This is a genomic window from Nocardia xishanensis NBRC 101358, from assembly GCF_001613365.1.
Taxonomy (GTDB): Bacteria; Actinomycetota; Actinomycetes; order Mycobacteriales; family Mycobacteriaceae; genus Nocardia; species Nocardia xishanensis.
In genome coordinates, this window is record NZ_BDCF01000032.1 from 24,940 (window position 1) to 43,089 (window position 18,150).

Annotated in this window: 18 protein-coding genes; 8 read left to right on the top strand and 10 right to left on the bottom strand. The window is 68.9% G+C overall.

Features of this window, described 5'->3' with window-relative positions; all coding sequences use genetic code 11:
• Positions 1-665 precede the first annotated feature (665 nt).
• The 3 genes from NX1_RS23040 to NX1_RS23050 all read left to right on the top strand — a co-directional run bounded on the left by NX1_RS23040 (position 666) and on the right by NX1_RS23050 (position 3,552).
• Positions 666-1,226 carry a DUF8020 domain-containing protein gene (locus NX1_RS23040; protein ID WP_068063199.1) on the top strand — a complete coding sequence of 187 codons (561 nt, stop codon included), beginning with the start codon at positions 666-668 and terminating at the stop codon, positions 1,224-1,226.
• Positions 1,227-1,424: 198 nt separating this feature from the next.
• On the top strand, positions 1,425-1,814 hold the full coding sequence (locus NX1_RS23045; RefSeq protein ID WP_084501685.1) for a DUF5360 family protein: 390 nt from the start codon (positions 1,425-1,427) through the stop codon (positions 1,812-1,814).
• Positions 1,815-2,346: 532 nt separating this feature from the next.
• Positions 2,347-3,552 (top strand): lipase family protein, encoded by a 1,206-nt coding sequence (locus NX1_RS23050; RefSeq protein WP_068063200.1) that lies wholly within the window; start codon positions 2,347-2,349, stop codon positions 3,550-3,552.
• A 77-nt stretch (positions 3,553-3,629) separates the two neighbouring features.
• On the opposite strand, the gene NX1_RS23055 is transcribed toward NX1_RS23050, so the two are convergent.
• Positions 3,630-4,823 (bottom strand): esterase/lipase family protein, encoded by a 1,194-nt coding sequence (locus NX1_RS23055; protein WP_084501691.1) that lies wholly within the window; start codon positions 4,821-4,823, stop codon positions 3,630-3,632.
• 117 nt (positions 4,824-4,940) lie between these two features.
• Between NX1_RS23055 and NX1_RS23060 the strand changes: the two genes are divergently transcribed.
• The 3 genes from NX1_RS23060 to NX1_RS23070 all read left to right on the top strand — a co-directional run bounded on the left by NX1_RS23060 (position 4,941) and on the right by NX1_RS23070 (position 7,338).
• Positions 4,941-5,603 (top strand): TetR/AcrR family transcriptional regulator, encoded by a 663-nt coding sequence (locus NX1_RS23060; protein WP_068063202.1) that lies wholly within the window; start codon positions 4,941-4,943, stop codon positions 5,601-5,603.
• 70 nt (positions 5,604-5,673) lie between these two features.
• Positions 5,674-6,153, top strand: a complete 480-nt coding sequence (locus NX1_RS23065) for a cation:proton antiporter regulatory subunit (protein ID WP_068063203.1) — start codon at positions 5,674-5,676, stop codon at positions 6,151-6,153.
• Positions 6,154-6,156: 3 nt separating this feature from the next.
• On the top strand, positions 6,157-7,338 hold the full coding sequence (locus NX1_RS23070) for a cation:proton antiporter (protein WP_068063204.1): 1,182 nt from the start codon (positions 6,157-6,159) through the stop codon (positions 7,336-7,338).
• A 40-nt stretch (positions 7,339-7,378) separates the two neighbouring features.
• On the opposite strand, the gene NX1_RS23075 is transcribed toward NX1_RS23070, so the two are convergent.
• Positions 7,379-7,900, bottom strand: a complete 522-nt coding sequence (locus NX1_RS23075) for a hypothetical protein (protein ID WP_157119974.1) — start codon at positions 7,898-7,900, stop codon at positions 7,379-7,381.
• 275 nt (positions 7,901-8,175) lie between these two features.
• Between NX1_RS23075 and NX1_RS23080 the strand changes: the two genes are divergently transcribed.
• Positions 8,176-8,766: an LppA family lipoprotein gene (locus tag NX1_RS23080; RefSeq protein ID WP_068063207.1), complete on the top strand. Its 591-nt coding sequence runs from the start codon at positions 8,176-8,178 to the stop codon at positions 8,764-8,766.
• Positions 8,767-8,772: 6 nt separating this feature from the next.
• Here the strand turns inward: NX1_RS23080 and NX1_RS23085 are convergent, their stop codons facing one another.
• The 7 genes from NX1_RS23085 to NX1_RS23115 form a co-directional block, all read right to left on the bottom strand.
• A complete protein-coding gene (locus tag NX1_RS23085) occupies positions 8,773-9,606 on the bottom strand; it encodes an RNA polymerase sigma factor SigF (protein WP_068063208.1) in 834 nt (277 codons plus the stop codon).
• Between the two features lie 117 nt (positions 9,607-9,723).
• Positions 9,724-10,563 (bottom strand): glucose 1-dehydrogenase, encoded by an 840-nt coding sequence (locus NX1_RS23090; protein ID WP_068063209.1) that lies wholly within the window; start codon positions 10,561-10,563, stop codon positions 9,724-9,726.
• Between the two features lie 3 nt (positions 10,564-10,566).
• Positions 10,567-12,354: a thiamine pyrophosphate-requiring protein gene (locus tag NX1_RS23095; RefSeq protein ID WP_068063211.1), complete on the bottom strand. Its 1,788-nt coding sequence runs from the start codon at positions 12,352-12,354 to the stop codon at positions 10,567-10,569.
• Between the two features lie 45 nt (positions 12,355-12,399).
• Positions 12,400-12,609, bottom strand: a complete 210-nt coding sequence (locus NX1_RS23100) for a CDGSH iron-sulfur domain-containing protein (RefSeq protein ID WP_068063213.1) — start codon at positions 12,607-12,609, stop codon at positions 12,400-12,402.
• Positions 12,587-13,237, bottom strand: coding sequence for a HemK2/MTQ2 family protein methyltransferase (locus NX1_RS23105; protein WP_084501687.1), 651 nt, complete (start codon positions 13,235-13,237; stop codon positions 12,587-12,589). The genes NX1_RS23100 and NX1_RS23105 overlap by 23 nt, the downstream gene beginning before the upstream one ends.
• A 31-nt stretch (positions 13,238-13,268) precedes the next feature.
• Complete coding sequence (locus tag NX1_RS23110) at positions 13,269-14,285, bottom strand: iron-containing redox enzyme family protein (protein WP_068063217.1); 1,017 nt, start codon at positions 14,283-14,285, stop codon at positions 13,269-13,271.
• Between the two features lie 85 nt (positions 14,286-14,370).
• Positions 14,371-15,372 carry a glycosyltransferase gene (locus tag NX1_RS23115; protein ID WP_068063218.1) on the bottom strand — a complete coding sequence of 334 codons (1,002 nt, stop codon included), beginning with the start codon at positions 15,370-15,372 and terminating at the stop codon, positions 14,371-14,373.
• A 225-nt stretch (positions 15,373-15,597) separates the two neighbouring features.
• Between NX1_RS23115 and NX1_RS23120 the strand changes: the two genes are divergently transcribed.
• Positions 15,598-16,581: a TIGR03557 family F420-dependent LLM class oxidoreductase gene (locus NX1_RS23120; protein WP_068063220.1), complete on the top strand. Its 984-nt coding sequence runs from the start codon at positions 15,598-15,600 to the stop codon at positions 16,579-16,581.
• Here the strand turns inward: NX1_RS23120 and NX1_RS23125 are convergent.
• Positions 16,568-17,977, bottom strand: coding sequence for a hypothetical protein (locus tag NX1_RS23125; protein ID WP_068063221.1), 1,410 nt, complete (start codon positions 17,975-17,977; stop codon positions 16,568-16,570). The genes NX1_RS23120 and NX1_RS23125 overlap by 14 nt on opposite strands.
• Between the last annotated feature and the right edge of the window lie 173 nt (positions 17,978-18,150).

Sequence of the window (18,150 nt, forward strand, 5' to 3'; positions counted from 1 at the left end):
CCCGTTCACCGGCCTGCGAAACCGGGCTGTCCCGGCTACCTGGCGCTCATCCGAATGAGTACGGCGTCAGGTATTCACGATCACTTCGGTCCGCAGGCTCTCCGCGCGCACCGCAGCGATCATGCGTCCCGACGCCGGGCACACGCGCCGTCGGTGCGCGGCGGGTTGGCCAGCGGTAACAGCTCCGCCTGCCGACCACCGCGGAGCTCGATGTCGGGCTGGTGGAACATCCCGTCGACGCACCCGATCTACGCCGAGCACGGAACTGTCGCACGGCGTCGCGGCCCCCGTCCACTCGGCGCAGCGCACTGACGGCAACCCGAATCCGGAGCCCTGGCGGACGATTCCATTCCAACCGATTACGCCGACTCCGCAACGCAATTCATCGCCGATGTTCGGGCAGCGGCGCAGGTACGCCTGCGAATAGCTGAAAGTCGCGCTCGGACAGCGATCCTGCCCGCATTTCGGTCCCACCACCGCGCGCTCGCACGTGCTGACCGACGCGGCGAGCCGACCATACGCGATACCCGGAATGCGTTTTCCCGGTGGAGATTTCGCAAAACGGCCCGTTTCGCACGTTCGGACGTAGGATGAAGACGGCCGACCAACGGCCTCTTGGGGACGCATCGGCTGTCTTGCCCGAACGAAACACGTAGGGAAACACGATGAGAGTCAATCAATTCGCCGCTTCCGCTCTGCTCGCGATCGGGGCCATCGGAATATCCGCGGGCACGGCCGCTGCCCAGCCCACCGACCCTGCCGCCGAGGTGGCCGTGCGCGGCGTCGACCACGGCGTCGGCTACACCACCGGACCGACCTCGGACGGCAGCGCCATCGTCACCACCGTCGACGACGGCGCGTTCAGCCTCGCCGCCGACGCACGGACCGTCAGCCTCACCGACGCCACGGGCCGCATCGTCGCGACCCTGCCGTTGGGCTTCACCGCCCATGGCCAGACCTTCGGCCTGACACCGCAGATCACCGACGCGGGCCGCACGCTCACCCTCACGCCGGCGGGCGCACCGGTGGCCGCCACCCAGCACCTGCGCCAACTCGTCGAATACGACGAGACTGTCGCGCGCAAGCAGCACAATGCCGCGGTCGGCGCATTGATCGGCGCGGGCGTCGGCGCGGTGATCGGCTTCTTCCTCGGCGGGGTCGGCGCACTGGTCACCGTCCCGATCGGTGCGGGCATCGGCGCGCTGATCGGCTTCGCCACTCCCTGACGGAGATCCGCCGCCGTCACCGGATTCCGCTCCGGTGACGGCGCGTGGCGATCGGCCATGCCCGCGGTGCGCCGGTGTGTCCGGCTGTGCCGCAGCACTTTCCAGAACGGCGCCGGTGCGCCGCCTGCGCTAGGCTCGCCACCGGGCGCCCGCCTGCGCGCGCCCGCCCCGGATGGCCCGCCCCAGGAGGCACGTCGCATGGCCGATGCCCGTTTCGCTCGCACCGAACGCATCATGCTGTGGACCGATCTCGGCTTCCTCGCCTACTGGCTCGCGACGGCGCTCGGCGCGGTCAGCGTCGGGACAGATCCCTTTTTGCGGCAATGGAATTGGTCGTTCCTCGGGCTCGACCTCGCGGCCATCGGCATCGGGCTGGCGAGTCTCGCGGTGGCGCGCAGACAGCCGCCGCTGGCCGAGCGCATGATGCTCGTCTCGCTCACCGCCACCGCCGCCGCGGGACTCATGGCACTGAACTTCTATCTGGTGCGCTGCGATTTCGATCCGGCCTGGTGGATCCCGAACGCCTGGTTGCTGCTCTTCCCCGCCGCCGCCATGACCATAATGATGGCTACCTCCGCTACTCGCTAGCAAATTTTCGATGCTGGCTGATCGCTACCGCTCGTTCCGCGCGTGTAAACACCCCTTGTCGCGATGATCCGCGCTGATCACACCCGCTTCGGCGCCCTCGATCACAAAGCTATGTTGGGTTCGAATTCCACTCGGGCGCAAGGAACTTCACGCCATACCCGCAGGTCGTGACAGCAAACCCGCACCGCGGCATCAGTGTGACGCAACACGGCCGACACGCCGGAGCGTTGTGATAATCACCAAGTCCGGTGTGTCGCATTCGTCGCTATGATCTTGGTTGCGATATGTTCGCCGAAATGGTGCCGCTGCACGCGGCCCCGGGCAGCCACGGAGGCGAAGGAGGTACGCCAGCACTGCCACGACCGTTCGCCACGACGGCGATGGCGTGCGCGCGTCTCCAGCGACCCGTTCCGCTCGTCCACTGTGCACGCGGTGACCGAAGTTGTTCCACCGCGTCTTTTTCCACACTCCAACCAGCCCACCGATGGCCGCCGCGGACCCTCGTCCCACGGTCGTCCCTCGGCGCTGCCCGATGCCGGAAAGAAAGACCGTGTCCAAAGTCGCTACCCGAATACTGATCCTCGTCTTGAGCATCCTGTCTCTAGGCGTGATGGGTGCACCGGCGCAAGCCAGCCCCCTGTACCCCGAACCGGATCCGGATCCGTTCTACAACCCGCCCGCCGAGCTCGCCGCGATGCAGCCCGGCGACGTCGTCCGCACGCGCAAGATCGACACCACCCCCTACGTCGGCACCGAAGGCTGGCAGGTGGCCTTCCGCTCGACCAACTCCGGCGGCAATCCCATCATGGCGATCACCACCGTGATGCTGCCCACCGGTGTGCACAACCCACCGCTGGTCTCCTACCAGGCGCTGATCAATTCGCTCGGCTCGCGGTGCAACCCGTCGCGCTCGCTGTTCAACGGTGAACTGCAGGACGCGGTCGGCGCGATGCTGCCGATCGGCCGCGGGTGGGCCATCTCGATGCCGGACTACCTCGGCCCGACCGTCGCCTACGGCGCCGCCAAGCTCAGCGGGATGATCACGCTGGACAGCGTGAAGGCGGTGCAGAAGGTCGCCGAACTCGGCCTCGGCAATTCGCCGGTCGCGATCGCGGGCTACTCCGGCGGCGGCATGGCCACCGCGTGGGCCGCCGCGCTCCAGCCGACCTACGCCCCCGACCTGAAGCTGACCGCCGCAGTGGCGGGCGGCATCCCGGCCGACCTCGAGGAGATGGCTCTCGGCCTCGGCTTCGAGCCGCACCCCGGCTTCGGCCTCGCGTTCGCCGCGGCGATGGGCCTGGAACGGGAATACCCCGACCGGCTGCCGATCTCGGACCAGCTCAACGAGAACGGCCTGTGGTTCCGCGAGTTCACCCATGACGCCTGCCGCCGCTTCCTGCTGTTCCACGGCGCCTTCCGCAGCGCGGAGCAGATGGCCGCGTCCAAGAGCCTGATGGACAGCCCGGAGGCGCGAGAAGTGCTGCACGAGAACAGCCTTCGCCTCTTCCCCGGCGTGCCGACCGTGCCGACCTACCTGTGGCAGGGCCGCTACGACACGCTGACGCCGTTCGACTCGCTGGCCGCGACCGCCGACCGGTACTGCAAGGCAGGCGCGCCGGTGAAACTGGTGCCCTACGACATCGCCGAGCACATGACCGCGGCGGTGGCAGGCTTCGCCGACGCGTGGAACTACGTCGAGTCCCGCTTCCGCGGCGAACCGGTGCCGACCAGCTGCTGATCGACCGAAATCGAAGGGACGCCTCGTCTTACGGCCGGGCGTCCCTTTCGTTGTTCTCCGGGTGGTCGCGCGGGGCGTCAGAGCGAACCGCCGCCGCCGATCATCCACGGGTTGAACGCGCACGGCATCTCGACGGACGCTTGCGGATCCAAGGCGCGCAGCGCGATGGCGGCGGCGCGTGGCGAGTACATCAGCGTCAGGTGATCGGACATGTCCTGCTCGCAGCCGTCTTGCAGGGCGATGTTCTGCACCGGTGCCTCGGGACCCGGCTGCAGGAAGGTCCATTCGAACGGGTTCGAGATCTCGTCGTGCCTGGTGCCGACCGCGGTGTACTCGACGCCGGGCACCGTGTCGCCGCCGGCGTTCAGCCTGGCGTAGAACTCCGAACCGACGACCTGTTGGATGTTGGCCTGGCCGATCAGCGGCTGGTAGAAGCCCAGGATGTTGATGCCGAGGTTGGTGATGAGCCGCCCGAGGGTCGCCATGCCCATCAGCGAAGTGCCGTGGTTGGTGCCGCCGAAGGTGATGAGCTTGCCGACCTTGCCTGCGCCGCCCTCGAATTTCAGGTACTGGCTGGAGACCGGGCCGCCCTGCGAGTGCGCGACCAGATCGACCTGGTCGGCGCCGGTGGCGGCCAGCACCGTGTCGACGTACTCGCTCAGCTGACGCGCCGAATCCTCCATCGGGCCGACGCCGTAGCGGCCGGGCAGCAGCGGTCCGAGCCCGCCGCCCTCGAGCACGCCCACGCGGCCGAAGTTGAAGGTGAAGACGCAGTATCCCGCGCGGGCGAGCCGTGGCGAGAAGTACGCGAAGGTGTCGTAGGCGTTGAGCCAGGTGCCGTGCACCAGCACCACCGGTCGCGGATGTTCCGCGCTGGGACGGCAATTCGGCTGATTAGCGCCGGCGGGCGCCGCATCGGGATGGGCCAGTCCGTTGACGAACGCCGCGAGGTAGGCCGTCACCTCGGGTCCCTCGCCTGCTACCCGGGTCGCCCGGCTGAGCCCGGCCGAACCCGAGCCGCTGCCGGTGTCCACGATGGGCTGCACTTGCCTGCCGTCCGGCGCGGGCCGCAGACCAGCACCGATCAGATCCGCGAGCTGCTGTTCGGTCGACGCGGCCCCGGCCGCCGCGGGCTCCGGTGCTGCTGCCGCCGGACCGATGGCGTTGATCGTGCCGAGCGCCGTCAGGCTCGCGACGACGGTCGCCGCGAGAATGCCCCGCAGTCGTTCGATGGGTCTGTGCCTGACTCGTCTTCGAGAGACAACCCGCATGAAATCACGCTCCAAAACTAGCGATGAAAGTTTCCGACCCACCGTAAGGTCGATAAACTAGCAGCGCAAGTTTTTGTCTCCTGCGACAATGCTGCAACCGGACAAGGAGGCAAACTCGTGGCCCGACCCCGCCACCCGCTGCTCACACGAGCGCGCATCGTGGCCACCGCGCTGGCACTGCTCGACGCCGAGGGCATGGCGGCGGTGTCCACCAGGCGAATCGCCGCCCAACTCGGCGTGCAAGGCCCCTCGCTCTACAACCACGTCGGCACCAAGGACGAACTCATCGACGCCGTTGCCGACGCGGTGCTCGGCGAGGTCGACACCGGCATGTTCGCCGCGCTCGGCGCGGAGAATCCGGACTGGCGCACGGCGCTGCGGGAGTGGGCCCACTCCTACCGCGCCGCCATGGCCGCCCATCCGAACATCGTCCCCGCGCTGGCCGGCGGGCCGGGGCACCGCCCCAATGCGCTGCGCATCGCCGACGCGGTATTCGGCGGCCTCGTCGCGGCGGGGTGGCCGCGCCGCGAGGCGACCACGGTCGGCGCGCTGATGCGCTATTTCATAACCGGCTCCGCGCTCGCCTCGTTCGCCGCGGGGTTCCCCGCCGACGCCACCGTGTACGGCGGCGACTACCCGCACCTGAGCGAGGCCCACCTGCTCGCCGACCGGCAACACCGCATCGACGAGGACGCGTTCGAGGTCGGGCTCCAAGCCTTGCTGGACGGACTCACCGACCGCTATCGCGCGGTGCGCGCCGCGCGGCCCGATCGCCACTGATTCACGACCGCACGCGGCACTACGCCTCCGCGACCGAGGCCCGCCCGAATTGTCCGGATAGGGTGGAGTCGTGAACGTAGAGGTAACGCCCTTGCCGGGTATCGGTGTACGCAAAGACTTTCCCCTGAAAAGCAACCGGCGCATCGGCGTAATCGACCACCGCGACGGCACTTTGGACCTGATCATCGGCAAGCCCGACAACCCCGACGTCACCGACCAGATCTCGCTCACCCGGCGCGAGGCGGCATTGCTCGCCACTCTGCTCGGCGCCCCGCAGGTGGTGGCGCAATTGCAGGAGGAGCACCGCGAGTTGGACGGTGTCACGACCCGCCAGCTCACCGTCCGCGGCGGGTCTCCCTACGAGAGCAGGCCGCTCGGCGACACGCAAATGCGCACACGCACCAAGTCGTCCATCGTCGCGGTGGTGCGCGCCGGGCACGTGATCGCCTCGCCCGGTCCGGATTTCGTGTTCAACGCCTTCGACGTCCTCATCGTCGTCGGCACCGCTGATGGCCTAGCGGCCGCCGCCGTCATCCTGACGGACGGCTGAGGCATGGTGGCACACGAAACCGCGCTCGCGTTGATTCAGCTGGGCGCGGTCTTCTTCGGTCTCGGTCTGCTCGGGCGCGTCGCCGCCCGCATCGGCATGTCGCCGATTCCCCTGTATCTGGTCGGCGGCCTGCTGTTCGGAACGGGCGGCCTGGTAGAACTCGACCAGGTCGATTCGTTCATTCACCTGGCAAGCGAGATCGGCGTCGTGCTGCTCCTGCTGCTGCTCGGCCTCGAGTACAGCGCCGCCGAGCTGGTCACCGGCCTGCGCCGTTCCTGGGCAGCCGGTGTGATGGATTTCGCGCTCAACGCCACTCCAGGCGTCCTGGTCGCCCTCTTGCTCGGCTGGGGCGCGACCGGCGCCATCGCGATGGCGGGCGTCACCTACATCTCCTCCTCGGGCATCGTCGCCAAGGTGCTCAACGATCTCGGCCGACTGGGCAACCGCGAGACGCCGACGATCCTGTCCATCCTGGTGTTCGAGGATCTGGTGATGGCGGGCTATCTGCCGGTGCTGACGGCGGTGCTCGCCGGCACCGGATTCCTGGCCGGTCTCACCACCGTGGGGATCGCGCTGCTCGTCGTCACCGTGGTGCTCGTAGTCGCGCTGCGCTACGGACGATACGTCTCGATGATCGTGGACAGCGACGACCGCGAGATCTTCCTGCTGAAGCTGCTCGGTTCCGCACTGCTGGTCGCCGGACTCGCCTCCGCGCTGCAAGTCTCGGCGGCGGTGGGCGCGTTCCTGCTCGGCATCGCGATCTCGGATTCGACAGCGCACAACGCCACCAAAATCCTGGAACCCCTGCGCGATCTGTTCGCCGCGCTGTTCTTCGTGCTTTTCGGGCTGAGCACCGATCCGGCGACCATACCTCCGGTGCTCGGCTGGGCCTGCCTGCTCGCCGCGGTCACCACGGCCACCAAGGTCGCCACCGGCTGGTGGGCCGCGAAGAACGCGGGGAGCTCGCGCTACGGGCGGGCGCGCGCCGGCACCGCACTGGTCGCGCACGGCGAGTTCTCCATCGTCATCGCGGGATTGGCGGTCACCGCGGGCGCGGTGCCCACCGAGTTCGCGGCGCTGGCCACGACCTACGTGCTGCTCATGGCGGTACTCGGTCCGATAGCGGCGCGCGTGGTCGAGCCCGTCCTGGTGTGGCGCGACCGCCGCACGGGCCGTCCCGTCTGACGGGCGCTCGTCCACCCGGCCCGGCGAACCACCCGGCCCCTCAGCGCAGCGGGGCCGTCGTGGTGTTCGATCGGCCGACGTACTCGTCGTTGAGCAGGTGATAGGCCTGCCCCAGATCGGTGAGCGCACGCTGCCAACGCATTTCGGCCTCGCTACCCACCGGATTGCGGCTCAGTTCGAGCAGCGCCGCGGTGGCGTCGGCCGACCGGACCGCGGCGGCGAGCAGCGCCGGGGCGGGCTCGACGATGGCGTCGGCGGCCATGGCGTCGATGCGGTCGTGCAACTCGACGGCGTCGGCGCACATCCGCTCGGCCGGATCCTCGTGCGCGAAGTTCGCCCGAGGCGATTCGCCGCCGACCACGTGTTGCAGCAGACCGACCAGCAACGCCCGCTGAGTGGTGGCGTCCCGCGGTCCGTCGAAAGGCGGATCCGCCTTGTCCGGGTCGATGCGCAGAATCGCCAAGACGGCCCGCAACTGCGCGATGGTCACCACGTTCCCGGTTCCTCCCCTGCCCTGCGCCGGGCGCCCGACATGTTCGCCCGCCTCGGATTTCCCCGTCACCGCCCATCCCTTCCTAGTCGGCCGCGCGGCGCGCGAACCTCCGTCGCCTCCGGGCCGGGGATAGTGTTTGCCAGATCTTCACTGAACGAGGGTCAAACTATACAAAAGATCGGCGGATGTCTCGGGAATCCGCATCTCCGACAGGTCGCTTCGGAGTGGCGCTTCCACGCGCGCGGCGCGTCGCGATCTTGCCCCGCGCATCACCCGTCGCGAATAGGATTGCCGGAGAAGCGCCCTCACGATCCGTGCGGCCGCGTAGACGGTGGGAGACGACGATGACCGGACCGCGACGGCCGACCGCCGCTGCGCGCTTGGCCGCCGTCTCGGCGGTAGCGGTCTTGACAGCCGGCGGCTGCGCGACCCTGCTCGGCGAACCCGCACCGCCGCCCTCCGCCGCCGAGATCGCGGCCGCCACAGCCGAATTGACCGATTTGCCGTCTTCCGAGGAGACCGAGCGGCAGCTCGCGGCGGTCGTGGACCAGATCGCGGCGGCCGCCTCGGCGATCGATCCCGCGCTGCGCTGGAGCCGAACCGAGGACCGGGCACTCGGCCCCTGCTACGGACCGTACGAACACACCGGCGGCAGGCGCGTCGTGCTGCCGCGCTACCGAACCGATGGTTCGCTGCCCGCCGAGGCGTGGCCTGGTTTCCAGGAAACGGCCCACGCCCTGGCCATGTCCGTCGGCGCGACGGACATGCTGCCCGGCGACAGCGCGTCGCCGGACCGGCACGTCACCTTCCAGGGCGGGGACGGCGTGCAGTGGGACAGCAACACCGAGCTGTCGATCCTCGCCGACGCACGGTCGATGACGATCACCGCGACAGCTGGCTGCCGGTTGCCCGAGGGTCACCCGCCAGGAGGGTGAGGGCGATCAGGCGGCCAGGTGCTCGCTCTCCTCGCCGAGCGCCCGCTCCCGCAACGTCTTCAGCGTCTTGGTGAGAATGCGCGAGATCTGCATCTGCGACACCCCGAGCCGCTCGGCGATCTGCGCCTGGGTCTTGTTCTCGAAGAACCGCATCACCAGCACCTGCCGCTCCCGCTCCGGCAGTTCGGCGATGAGCGGGCGCACCGCCATCGCGTCCTCCAGCAGCCGGTAGCACGGCTCCTCGGCGCCCAGCGAGTCCACGGCGGCCCGCGTGGAACCGTCGTCCTCACCGTCGCGGTACGCCGCGTCCAGCGAGCTCGACTGGTAGCCGTTGCTCGCGACCAGCGCCTGGGTGATCTCGGTGAGCTCGACATCGAGCTCGGCCGCGAGTTCGCGCGCGGTCGGCATGCGGCCGAGCCGCTGCGCGAGGACATCGGTGGCGGGCCCGATCGATTGCTGGATCTCCTTCAGCCGCCGCGGAACCCGAACCGACCAGGTGCGATCGCGGAAATGCCGCCGCACCTCGCCCATGACGGTCGGCACCGCGAACGACAGGAACGAACTGCCGCGTGAGACGTCGAAGCGATCCACGGCCTGCACCAACCCGAGCCGGGCGATTTGGTGCAGGTCGTCGAACGCCTCGCCGCGGCCTGCGAAGCGACGCGCGATGTGTTCCGCCAGCGGCAGGCACATCCGCACGATGTCCTCCCGGACTCGCTGCCGATGCGGGTCGTTCGCGTCCAGGCTCGCCAGCTTCTCGAACCACGGTTCGACGTTGTCGTAGGTGTCGGTCCGGGCCATGTCGTCGTCCGCGGTGCGCACCGTCGATTCCTGTTCCATCCGATCTACCTCGTTTCCAACCGAATTCGACTCTGGTTGGATACCCGCGTTGCTGTTATCGAAACGAGATCGCAAGAAATCGCCGGACACCTGTGCCGGCGATCACCCGCGACGGCGTCAGAGAATGGGCCGCCCGCCGGTCACCGCCAGCCGGGCGCCGGAGATGTAGCTGCCGTCGTCGGAGGCCAGAAGCACGTAGGCCGCGGCGAGTTCGGCCGGTTGGCCCGCCCGCCCGAGCGGTGTGTCGTCACCGAACTTCGTCACCTTCTCCACCGGCATGGTCGAGGGGATCAGCGGCGTCCAGATCGGCCCCGGCGCGACGCTGTTGACCCGAATCCCGCGCTCTCCCAGCAGCTGCGCCAGGCTGGCGGAGAAATTGGCGATGGCCGCCTTGGTGGCCGCGTACGGAGCCAGTGTCGGCGACGGCATGTCGGAGTTCACCGACGAGCTGCCGATGATCGATGCGCCGGAAGGCATATGCGGCAGTGCCGCTTTCACGAGGTAGAAGTAGGCGCCGACGTTCAGCTTGAAGGTGTGGTCGAACTCCTCGTCGGAGATCTCCTCGAGCGTCTCGTGGGTCATCTGGTAGGCCGCGTTGCTCACCAGCACGTCCACTTTGCCGAACTCCTGCACGGCGCGATCGATGACGGCCCTGCAGTGCGCGGGATCGGCGAGATCGCCCGGCATCAGCACGGCCTTGCGGCCCGCCTGAGTGACCAAGTCGGCCACCTCCTTGGCGTCCTCGTCCTCGTCGAGATACGAGATCAGCACGTCGGCGCCCTCTCTGGCGAACGCGATCGCCACGGCGCGCCCGATGCCGCTGTCGGCGCCGGTGATCACCGCCGCCTTACCGGTGAGCTTGCCCGATCCGCGGTAGCTGTTCTCGCCGCAGTCCGGCGCGGGCGTCATCCTGGACTGGACGCCGGGGACCTCCTGCTGCTGCTCCGGAAAACCCATCGCTCAACTCCTCCTCATGAATTCCTGCGCTTTGGCTTTCACGCCCTGTGCGATGAAGTGCCTGGCCTCGGGATCGCCGCGGAGCACGGCTTCCGCGGTGTCCTTCAACTGGTCCCAGGTGGCGTGCGGCGGGATGGGCGGCATCTCGGGATCGCATTTCACGTCGAGCAGCACCGGTTCGTCGGCTCGCAAGGCGCGGTCCCACGCGGGCCCGAGTTCGTCGGCGGAGTCGACGGTGATCGCGGCGAGCCCCATCACCCGCGCGACTTCCGCGTAGGACACATCCGGAAGCGATTGGGATTCCTCGAATTTCGGTGCGCCGCCCATCGCGCGCAGCTCCCAGGTGACCTGATTGAGATCGTTGTTGTGAAAGACGCAAACCACCAGCCGAGGATCCGGCCAACGGTTCCGGTAGCGAGCGATGGTGAGCAGTTCGGCGAGCCCGTTCATCTGCATGGCGCCGTCGCCGACCAGCGCGATCGCAGGCCTGTCGGGATGGGCGAACTTCGCCCCGATGGCGTACGGAACCCCGGGCCCCATCGTCGCCAGTGTGCCGGAGAGCGAACCGCGCATCTCGCCGCGGAAGCGCAGGCACCGGGCGTACCAGTTCGTCGACGAGCCCGAATCCGCGGTGACGATGGCGTTGTCGGGTATGCGCTCGGACAGTTCCCAGACCACCCGCATCGGGTTCAGCGGCCGCGCGTCCAGCATGGACTGCCGTTCCAGCGTCTCCCACCAGCGGGCCACGTTCTTCTCCACCGTCTCTCGCCACGACCGGTCGGTCTTGCGCTGGACCAACGGAATCATTTCGGCCAGAGTCGATTTGGCGTCGCCGACCAGGTTCACCTCGGTCGGGTACCGCATCCCGATCATGGTGCCGTCGATATCGATCTGCACCGCACGTGCCCGGTCGAACTCCGGCAGGAACTGCGAATACGGGAAGTTGGAGCCGACGATGAGCAGGGTGTCGCAGTCGCGCATCAGCTCGTAGCTCGGCTTGCTGCCGAGCAGGCCGATCGGCCCGGTGACGAAGGGAAGATCGTCCGGAAGCACATCCTTGCCGAGCAATGCCTTCGCAATGCCCGCTCCGGTGCGGTCGGCGATCTCGAGCACTTCCATGGCGGCCGAGCGAGCGCCCTGACCGATCAGGATCGCGACCCGCGAACCGGCGTCGAGTATCTCTGCCGCCCTCCGGATCTCGTCCCGCGCGGGGATCACCTGCGCGGGCGGCGCCGCGCCCGGCGGGCTGGACGGCACCTGTTTGAACGCGTGCTCGGGCGGCTCGTACTCCTCCTCCTGTAGGTCGGAGGGAATGATCACGACCGTCGGCGCGCGGCGCGCGATGGCGACACGGAACGCGCGATCCAGTGCGTTGGGCAACTGGCTGGCGACGTTCACCTCGACCACATAGTCGGCGACGTCTTGGAAGAGGGTCTGCAGGTTCACTTCCTGCTGGTAGCTGCCGCCCATCGCACTGCGCGCGGTCTGCCCGACGATCGCCACCACGGGCACGTGATCGAGTTTCGCGTCGTAGAGGCCGTTAAGCAGGTGGATCGCGCCCGGCCCCGAAGTGGCGGTGCAGACACCGGCGTTGCCGCTGAACTTGGCGTAGCCGGTGGCCTCGAACGCCGACATCTCCTCGTGCCTGGCCTGAATGAAGGCAGGGTCGTCGTCGGCCCGCCCGAAGGCGGCGACCAGGCCGTTGATGCCGTCACCGGGATAGCCGAAGACCTGCTCGACACCCCATTCGCGCAGTCGCCGCACGACGTAGTCGCCGACCTGTTGGGCCATGGTTCCTCCTGTCCGTGCGTCACTGTCGATGGGCTGCCCGCCCTCCTACGCGGTGGCGCGGCGATGTTTGCGGTGGCTGGTATCGCACAGGGGGTAGTTCTTGGACCGGCGGCACAGGCAGATCGCGACTTGGAAGCGGTCGCAGCGAATGGTCTTGCCATCGGCGGTCACCAGTTCGACTGGCCCCTCGACGAGAGCGGGACCGTCGGCGGTGAAAGTGACTCGCCTCGGCTCACTTTCGGATGCGGTCGGCACGGATCACCACCAGATCTTCGCTGTCCTGGCCGGGTTCGATGAGCCCGTTCGAGGCGAGCCAGTCGGCGCGCCCACGCAACACGGGTCCGAACGGCACGGTGTGGCGGGCCACGATCGCGGCTTTCAAGCCGGCGTCCCGCAATTGGTTCAGCGTGCTGTCCGGATCGGACAGCATCGAGTGCACGAGCAGCGCCGCACCGCGCGGATTCAGTAGACCCGGCATCATCCGGCACAGCCGGTCGAGGGCGCCGCGACCGCGCGCGCCCGCATCCCAGGCTCGCGCGGCGCCACGGTGCTCCCGCTCCGGCGCGGGGACGTAGGGCGGATTCGCCAGGACCAGATCGAACCGGCGTCCACTCAGCACCGACGCGAAGTCGCCCCGGATCACCTCGGCCCCTATCCCCCGCACTCGGCAGTTCAACCACGCGGACACCGCGGCGGCGCGCGAGATGTCCACGGCGGTGACCGCAGCGGCTCCGCCCCGCACGGCGGCGATCGCCAGCGCCCCGGTACCCGTACACACGTCGAGCACGTGTCCGCCGCGCGGGATGCTCGCTTCGTCGAGCGCCTTGGCAAGCAGCCAGGTGTCCGATTGCGGGCGATACACCCAGGGCGGTCGAATCAACATCACGTACAGCGGATAGCCGGATCGCGCCGACCTAATCGTCCGGCGTCGCCGAAAGCGGCTCGCCATCGCGCAGCGAACCGCGCCCCGCCTCCCAGCAGCCGAGCACATGATCGGCGAACCGATCCTCCAGCAGGTTGGTCGCCTGGATGCCGAACACGACCGATTCGGTCAACCCGGGCTCCTGTTCGAGCAGATCGCCGATCACGTCGCGGCGCATGACCTGTTCGTGCACCGCGTCGGCTTCCACGTGCTCGCGGTAGAACAGGGTGCAGGCTGGGTCGGCGTCGAGACGACGCAGCGCCTGCACCATCCGCTGCGCACCCGGCGGCGAGCTGATCTCCACGGTCGCGAAATGCCCGACCAGCGCCCCGCGCAGTGACCGGTGCAGACCGAACAGCGAGATCGTGTCCATCAGCGCGAACATCGGCGCGGGGATGACGTTCAGGTAGTGCAGGTAGTCCGGATTCAGTCCCGCCGCCGCCATCAGTTCCGCGTACAGCCGGGCGTGCACCCGTTCGCCGCGCCCGCCGCCGAACTCGTCGAATTCCACCGCGACCAGCGACGCCTTCGCCTGACCGCGCAGGCGGGGAATCGCCCAGGCGTACGGGTCGGCCTCCTTGTGGTGGTAGAGCGAGCGATGCACCAGGTACTCCCGCATCTGCCACCACTCGCCGCGATCGAGCAGGAACTGGCTGGGCCCGCTCGCTTCCAGGGGCGTGACGAGCAACTGTTCGAGTTCCGCTTCGAGATCCGTCCCGCCGGGGACCGCGTCGCGCAGCGCGTTCAGGAGGCGTTGTTCCATCGCGGCGCGCAGCGTCAACAGACCCGCATCCCACTCCCAGCCCGAATCGACGTCGGCGAACCCGTAGTAGTGCAGCTCGTAGCAGGTGTGCAGGGCGAGCAGCAGATCCTCGCCGAACGGATCCACCGGCCCCGGCCGCGGTACGGCCCGCCCCGGCGTACCGCGCAGCAGGTCGACCACCGCCGCGGACAGGTCACCGCGCGGGTCGGGCAGAGGGTGGGCTTCGGGGGCCGCTATCGCTGTCATGGTGGTCGCATACCCGGCTCACGCGATGGTTATCGCCCGGCCGTGCGCGTGCACGCGCTCCGCCGCGACGACCGCGGTATTCACGCTACGAGACGCGGCGCAGCCGTTCGGCGGCGACTTCGGCGATGGTCGCGGCGGCTCGCACGGCCGCGCCGCGCGCCCGCCACGCGCGCCAGCGGCCGGTATCCAGCTCGCGCGCCCGCGCCAGCAGGGCGGGCCAGTCGTCGAGATCCGGCCAGCGATCCACCGTGAGCGCCATGCCCGCCGACGCGAGCGTTTTCGCGGTGGCTTCTTGTTCGCCGAAGGGCCGCGGCGCGGGCACCACGACGGCGGGTTTGGCGGCGACGGCGACATCGGCGACGGCGCCCTGTCCCGCGTGCGTCACGATCACGTCGGCCCGGCACAGCTCCGGCCACGGATCGTCCACCCAGTCACCCAATCCGATGGTGCGCCAACGGTATTCGCGATGGCGCAGGGCGCAGGCGCGCACCTTCGCCGCGGTGCGCGTCCCGCCGCACGCGCCGCCGACGACCAGCACGGTCGGCCGCCCGTCGTGCGGCGGGAACACCGGAGGGCGGCCGTCGAATCGGGTGATGCCGCCGACGTAGCTGGTCTTGTCCGCGTACGGGCGCAGCCACAGCGGATCGTAGAGATCGCGCGGCCAGCCGGCGATCAACCGGTCGGCGACGCGGTACATCAACTGGTGGGCCGGATCGGCGCGGGCACCAGGCAGCGCCATGCATACGACGGGCACGCCGTGCAGTCGTGCCAGCAGCGCGACCTCGACGGACACGTCCACCACCACCGCGTCCGGCCGGGCGGTCGCCAGCCACGTCGCGATCGTCGCCATCCGTTCTGCGAGCCCCCGGTTGTGCCGGGGAGCCCATTGCAGAACCCCTGCGGCGGTGGGATCGCCGATCGCCGGGGAGGGGTTGTCGGAAGGCAGGTGGACGACGTCGTCGAAGGCCTCGTCGTCGGACGAGACCGACGAAGACAGTGCGGTCACCGGATGCGCCAGACAGGCGCGAATGCGGCGAGCGCGGAGCAGGTGGCCCGAGCCGTGGTGGTGGATGTAGTAGCCGATCACGTGACCCTCCGCTCTCCGGTGGGCCCCGCGCCGGTTTCCGTTGTGGTCATCGGACCTCCCGGCGGATCTGCTGTTACCTGCGATGATGCGGATCTACCCTGGCGCGAACGAGGCAAACCTAGATCACGTTCACCCCGGGTGGCCTCGGCGCTTCGTTTGCCGGAAGCGGGCTGGGGTAGGCGATCGGTGGCCCACCAGCGACACCATCGAGTCGAGGAGGTAGCGATGCAGATCGGATACAAGCTGGCGGCAGAGGGTTTCGGTCCCGCCGAGCTGATCCGCCAGGCCGTGCAGGCCGAGCGCGCCGGCTTCGATTTCGTCGAGATCAGCGACCACTTCCACCCCTGGCTCGACAATCAAGGGCACTCACCGTTCGCCTGGACGGTGCTCGGCGCCGTCGCGGCCCGTACCGAGCGCATCGGCATGGCCACCGGCGTGACCTGTCCGATCCTGCGTTACCACCCGGCGATCGTGGCGCAGGCCGCCGCCACGATGGCGCTGGTGTCCGACGGACGCTTCACCCTCGGCGTCGGCTCGGGCGAACGGCTCAACGAGCACATCGTCGGCCTGGAGTTCCCCGACTCGGTGCGGGTGCGCCACGACATGCTGCGCGAAGCGCTCGACATCATCCGGTTGCTGTGGAGCGGCGGCTATCGCTCCTACTCGGGCCAGTACCTGCATCTCTCGGACGCGCGGATCTTCGATCTGCCCGACGAGCCGCCGCGGATCGCGGTCGCGGCGGGCGGCCTGTCGTCGGCCAAGCTGGCGGCCGAATTCGGCGACGGCCTTTTCGCGACCGACGCCGACCCGGAGATCGTCCGGCACTACCACGAGAACGGCGGAACGGGGCCGCGCTACGCCGAGGTGCCGCTGGCCTGGGCCCCCGACGAGCACACCGGCGCGCAGGCCGCGCTGGAGACGACCCGCTGGGCGCTGTCCGGCTGGAAGGTCATGAGCGAACTACCCAACCCGGTCAACTTCGCCGCCGCCAGCGCCACCGTGCGCGAGGAGGACATTCGCGACCACTTCACCTGTGGTTCCGATCCGGAGCGCTACGTCCAGGCCGTCCGCACCTACACCGACGCCGGATTCGACCATCTCGTCCTCCAGAACGCCGGACCCGATCCGGACGGCTTCCTCGAGTTCTATCGCGACGAACTCGATCAGCGGCTGCGCCGCTCGCTCACCCCGGCCGCTAGTCCGAGCTGAGCGCCGAGCGCCTCGCGGTGGCACGCGCTCGCCTGCGCGCCTCCTGCATCTCGGCGAGTTCCTGCTCGAGGGCCTCGGCGATGCGGAACTGCCCGGTGTCGTAGATGCCCGACGAGCGAACCACCTCATGCAAGGCGCCGTCCGGATCCGGCGGCGCCGCGTTGCGTTCCTTGGAGTTCGTCGCCTTGTCTTTGTTCTCCTTGGCCGGGCGGGCCGCCGCCGGCTTGTCGATCTCGATCGGCTTGGTCGGCGGTGGCGGGGTCTGCCGGACGACCACCTTGGCGGCCACCGGCTCCGGCGTCCGCGCGGGAGCGGGCTCGGCCGCCGGCTTGTCCACCTTGGCTGCCGTGGCGGCCTTTTCGACCTTCTTCGGCTCGGGCCTCTTCGGGGTGACGCTCGGGCCTGCCCCGTTGGCGGATACCTTGCCGTTGCTCGCGGCCCGCGCGGCCTCGGCGAAGCCGTCCTCCAGATCGGGAACGATCTGCTCGGTGGCCGCCTCCGGCTGCTCGTACTGCTCCTCGACGCTCTCGCGCTCGGCGACGCGTACCGCGGGAGCAGGCGCTGCCGCCGCGGCCGCGGCCCGCAGATTGACAACCGCCGGCAAACTGCGCCGAATCTGCTCGGCCGGGTCGGGCAGCTCGCGGACCTGTTCGGTGGCCCGGTGGATGGCGAGGCCGTACCGGGCGCTGGCGGCATCGTGAATCAGCAGGGCGACACCGATCATCACCGGAGCGATCGCGTGCACGGCCACCTCGTACCACTGGCCGCCACGCAGGTACGGGTAGGTGTTGAGGCCGACGGTCAGTGTCAGCAGCGCCATTTCGGCGGCGGCGACCTGGCGGCGGTTGTCGATGACGCCCCATTCCGCCACCTTGTTGGTGCCGATCATGATGATGATCAGACAGACGCTGATCATCCCTTCCAGCAGATAGCTGAACCAGTAGAGCGGATCGTTCGCTCCCCCCGGCGCGATGTTGTGCTGCACGTTCACCGCGGACCACAGCATGCCCGCACCGACCACACCGGCCAGCGCGCGCAGCGACCAGGCGCGGTGCCGGTAGAGCGAGGCGAGTTTCGCGTGCGGGCTGGATTCACGCCGCTGCGCGGCGATCGCCTTGCGGGCGAGCAACAAATCTCGCATATCGGCCTTCGCGATTTCCTCCGCCGTGTGCCTGGCGCGGTCGGAGGCGACCGCGGCGGCCTGGACCTCTTTCCACCGCTGTCCACGGTCCTGTTCGCGAATTCGCTCGGCGAGTTCGCGTTCGGCGTGTAGTTCGTCTTCGGACAACGCCTCGGTCAGGGCCGGGTCGAACTGGTAGGCAAGCCGTCCGCGGGCCTTTTCGACCCGTCGCGCCAGCTGCGTGACCTCGTCCTCGTTGGGGTGCTCTATGGTCAAATCGACCTCCGACCGTGGAGATCCGATGGCAGGCAAGTGATCACGAGTGTGAACAACACCCCACATTCATAGTCGATGCGTCGTTGACGGCAAAACCATGGATTTGCCGCATCGCGAATCCCGGCGGCGCGTCGGGGTGGACGCGCCCGGGATAAGGATGTCCCATCGAATCA

Coding starts and splice junctions, on each gene's coding strand:
- NX1_RS23040 (WP_068063199.1), top strand. CDS start 666: ATGAGAGTCAATCAATTCGCCGCTTCCGCTCTGCTCGCGATCGGGGCC.
- NX1_RS23045 (WP_084501685.1), top strand. CDS start 1,425: ATGGCCGATGCCCGTTTCGCTCGCACCGAACGCATCATGCTGTGGACC.
- NX1_RS23050 (WP_068063200.1), top strand. CDS start 2,347: ATGCCGGAAAGAAAGACCGTGTCCAAAGTCGCTACCCGAATACTGATC.
- NX1_RS23055 (WP_084501691.1), bottom strand. CDS start 4,823: ATGCGGGTTGTCTCTCGAAGACGAGTCAGGCACAGACCCATCGAACGA.
- NX1_RS23070 (WP_068063204.1), top strand. CDS start 6,157: ATGGTGGCACACGAAACCGCGCTCGCGTTGATTCAGCTGGGCGCGGTC.
- NX1_RS23080 (WP_068063207.1), top strand. CDS start 8,176: ATGACCGGACCGCGACGGCCGACCGCCGCTGCGCGCTTGGCCGCCGTC.
- NX1_RS23085 (WP_068063208.1), bottom strand. CDS start 9,606: ATGGAACAGGAATCGACGGTGCGCACCGCGGACGACGACATGGCCCGG.
- NX1_RS23090 (WP_068063209.1), bottom strand. CDS start 10,563: ATGGGTTTTCCGGAGCAGCAGCAGGAGGTCCCCGGCGTCCAGTCCAGG.
- NX1_RS23095 (WP_068063211.1), bottom strand. CDS start 12,354: ATGGCCCAACAGGTCGGCGACTACGTCGTGCGGCGACTGCGCGAATGG.
- NX1_RS23105 (WP_084501687.1), bottom strand. CDS start 13,237: ATGTTGATTCGACCGCCCTGGGTGTATCGCCCGCAATCGGACACCTGG.
- NX1_RS23110 (WP_068063217.1), bottom strand. CDS start 14,285: ATGACAGCGATAGCGGCCCCCGAAGCCCACCCTCTGCCCGACCCGCGC.
- NX1_RS23120 (WP_068063220.1), top strand. CDS start 15,598: ATGCAGATCGGATACAAGCTGGCGGCAGAGGGTTTCGGTCCCGCCGAG.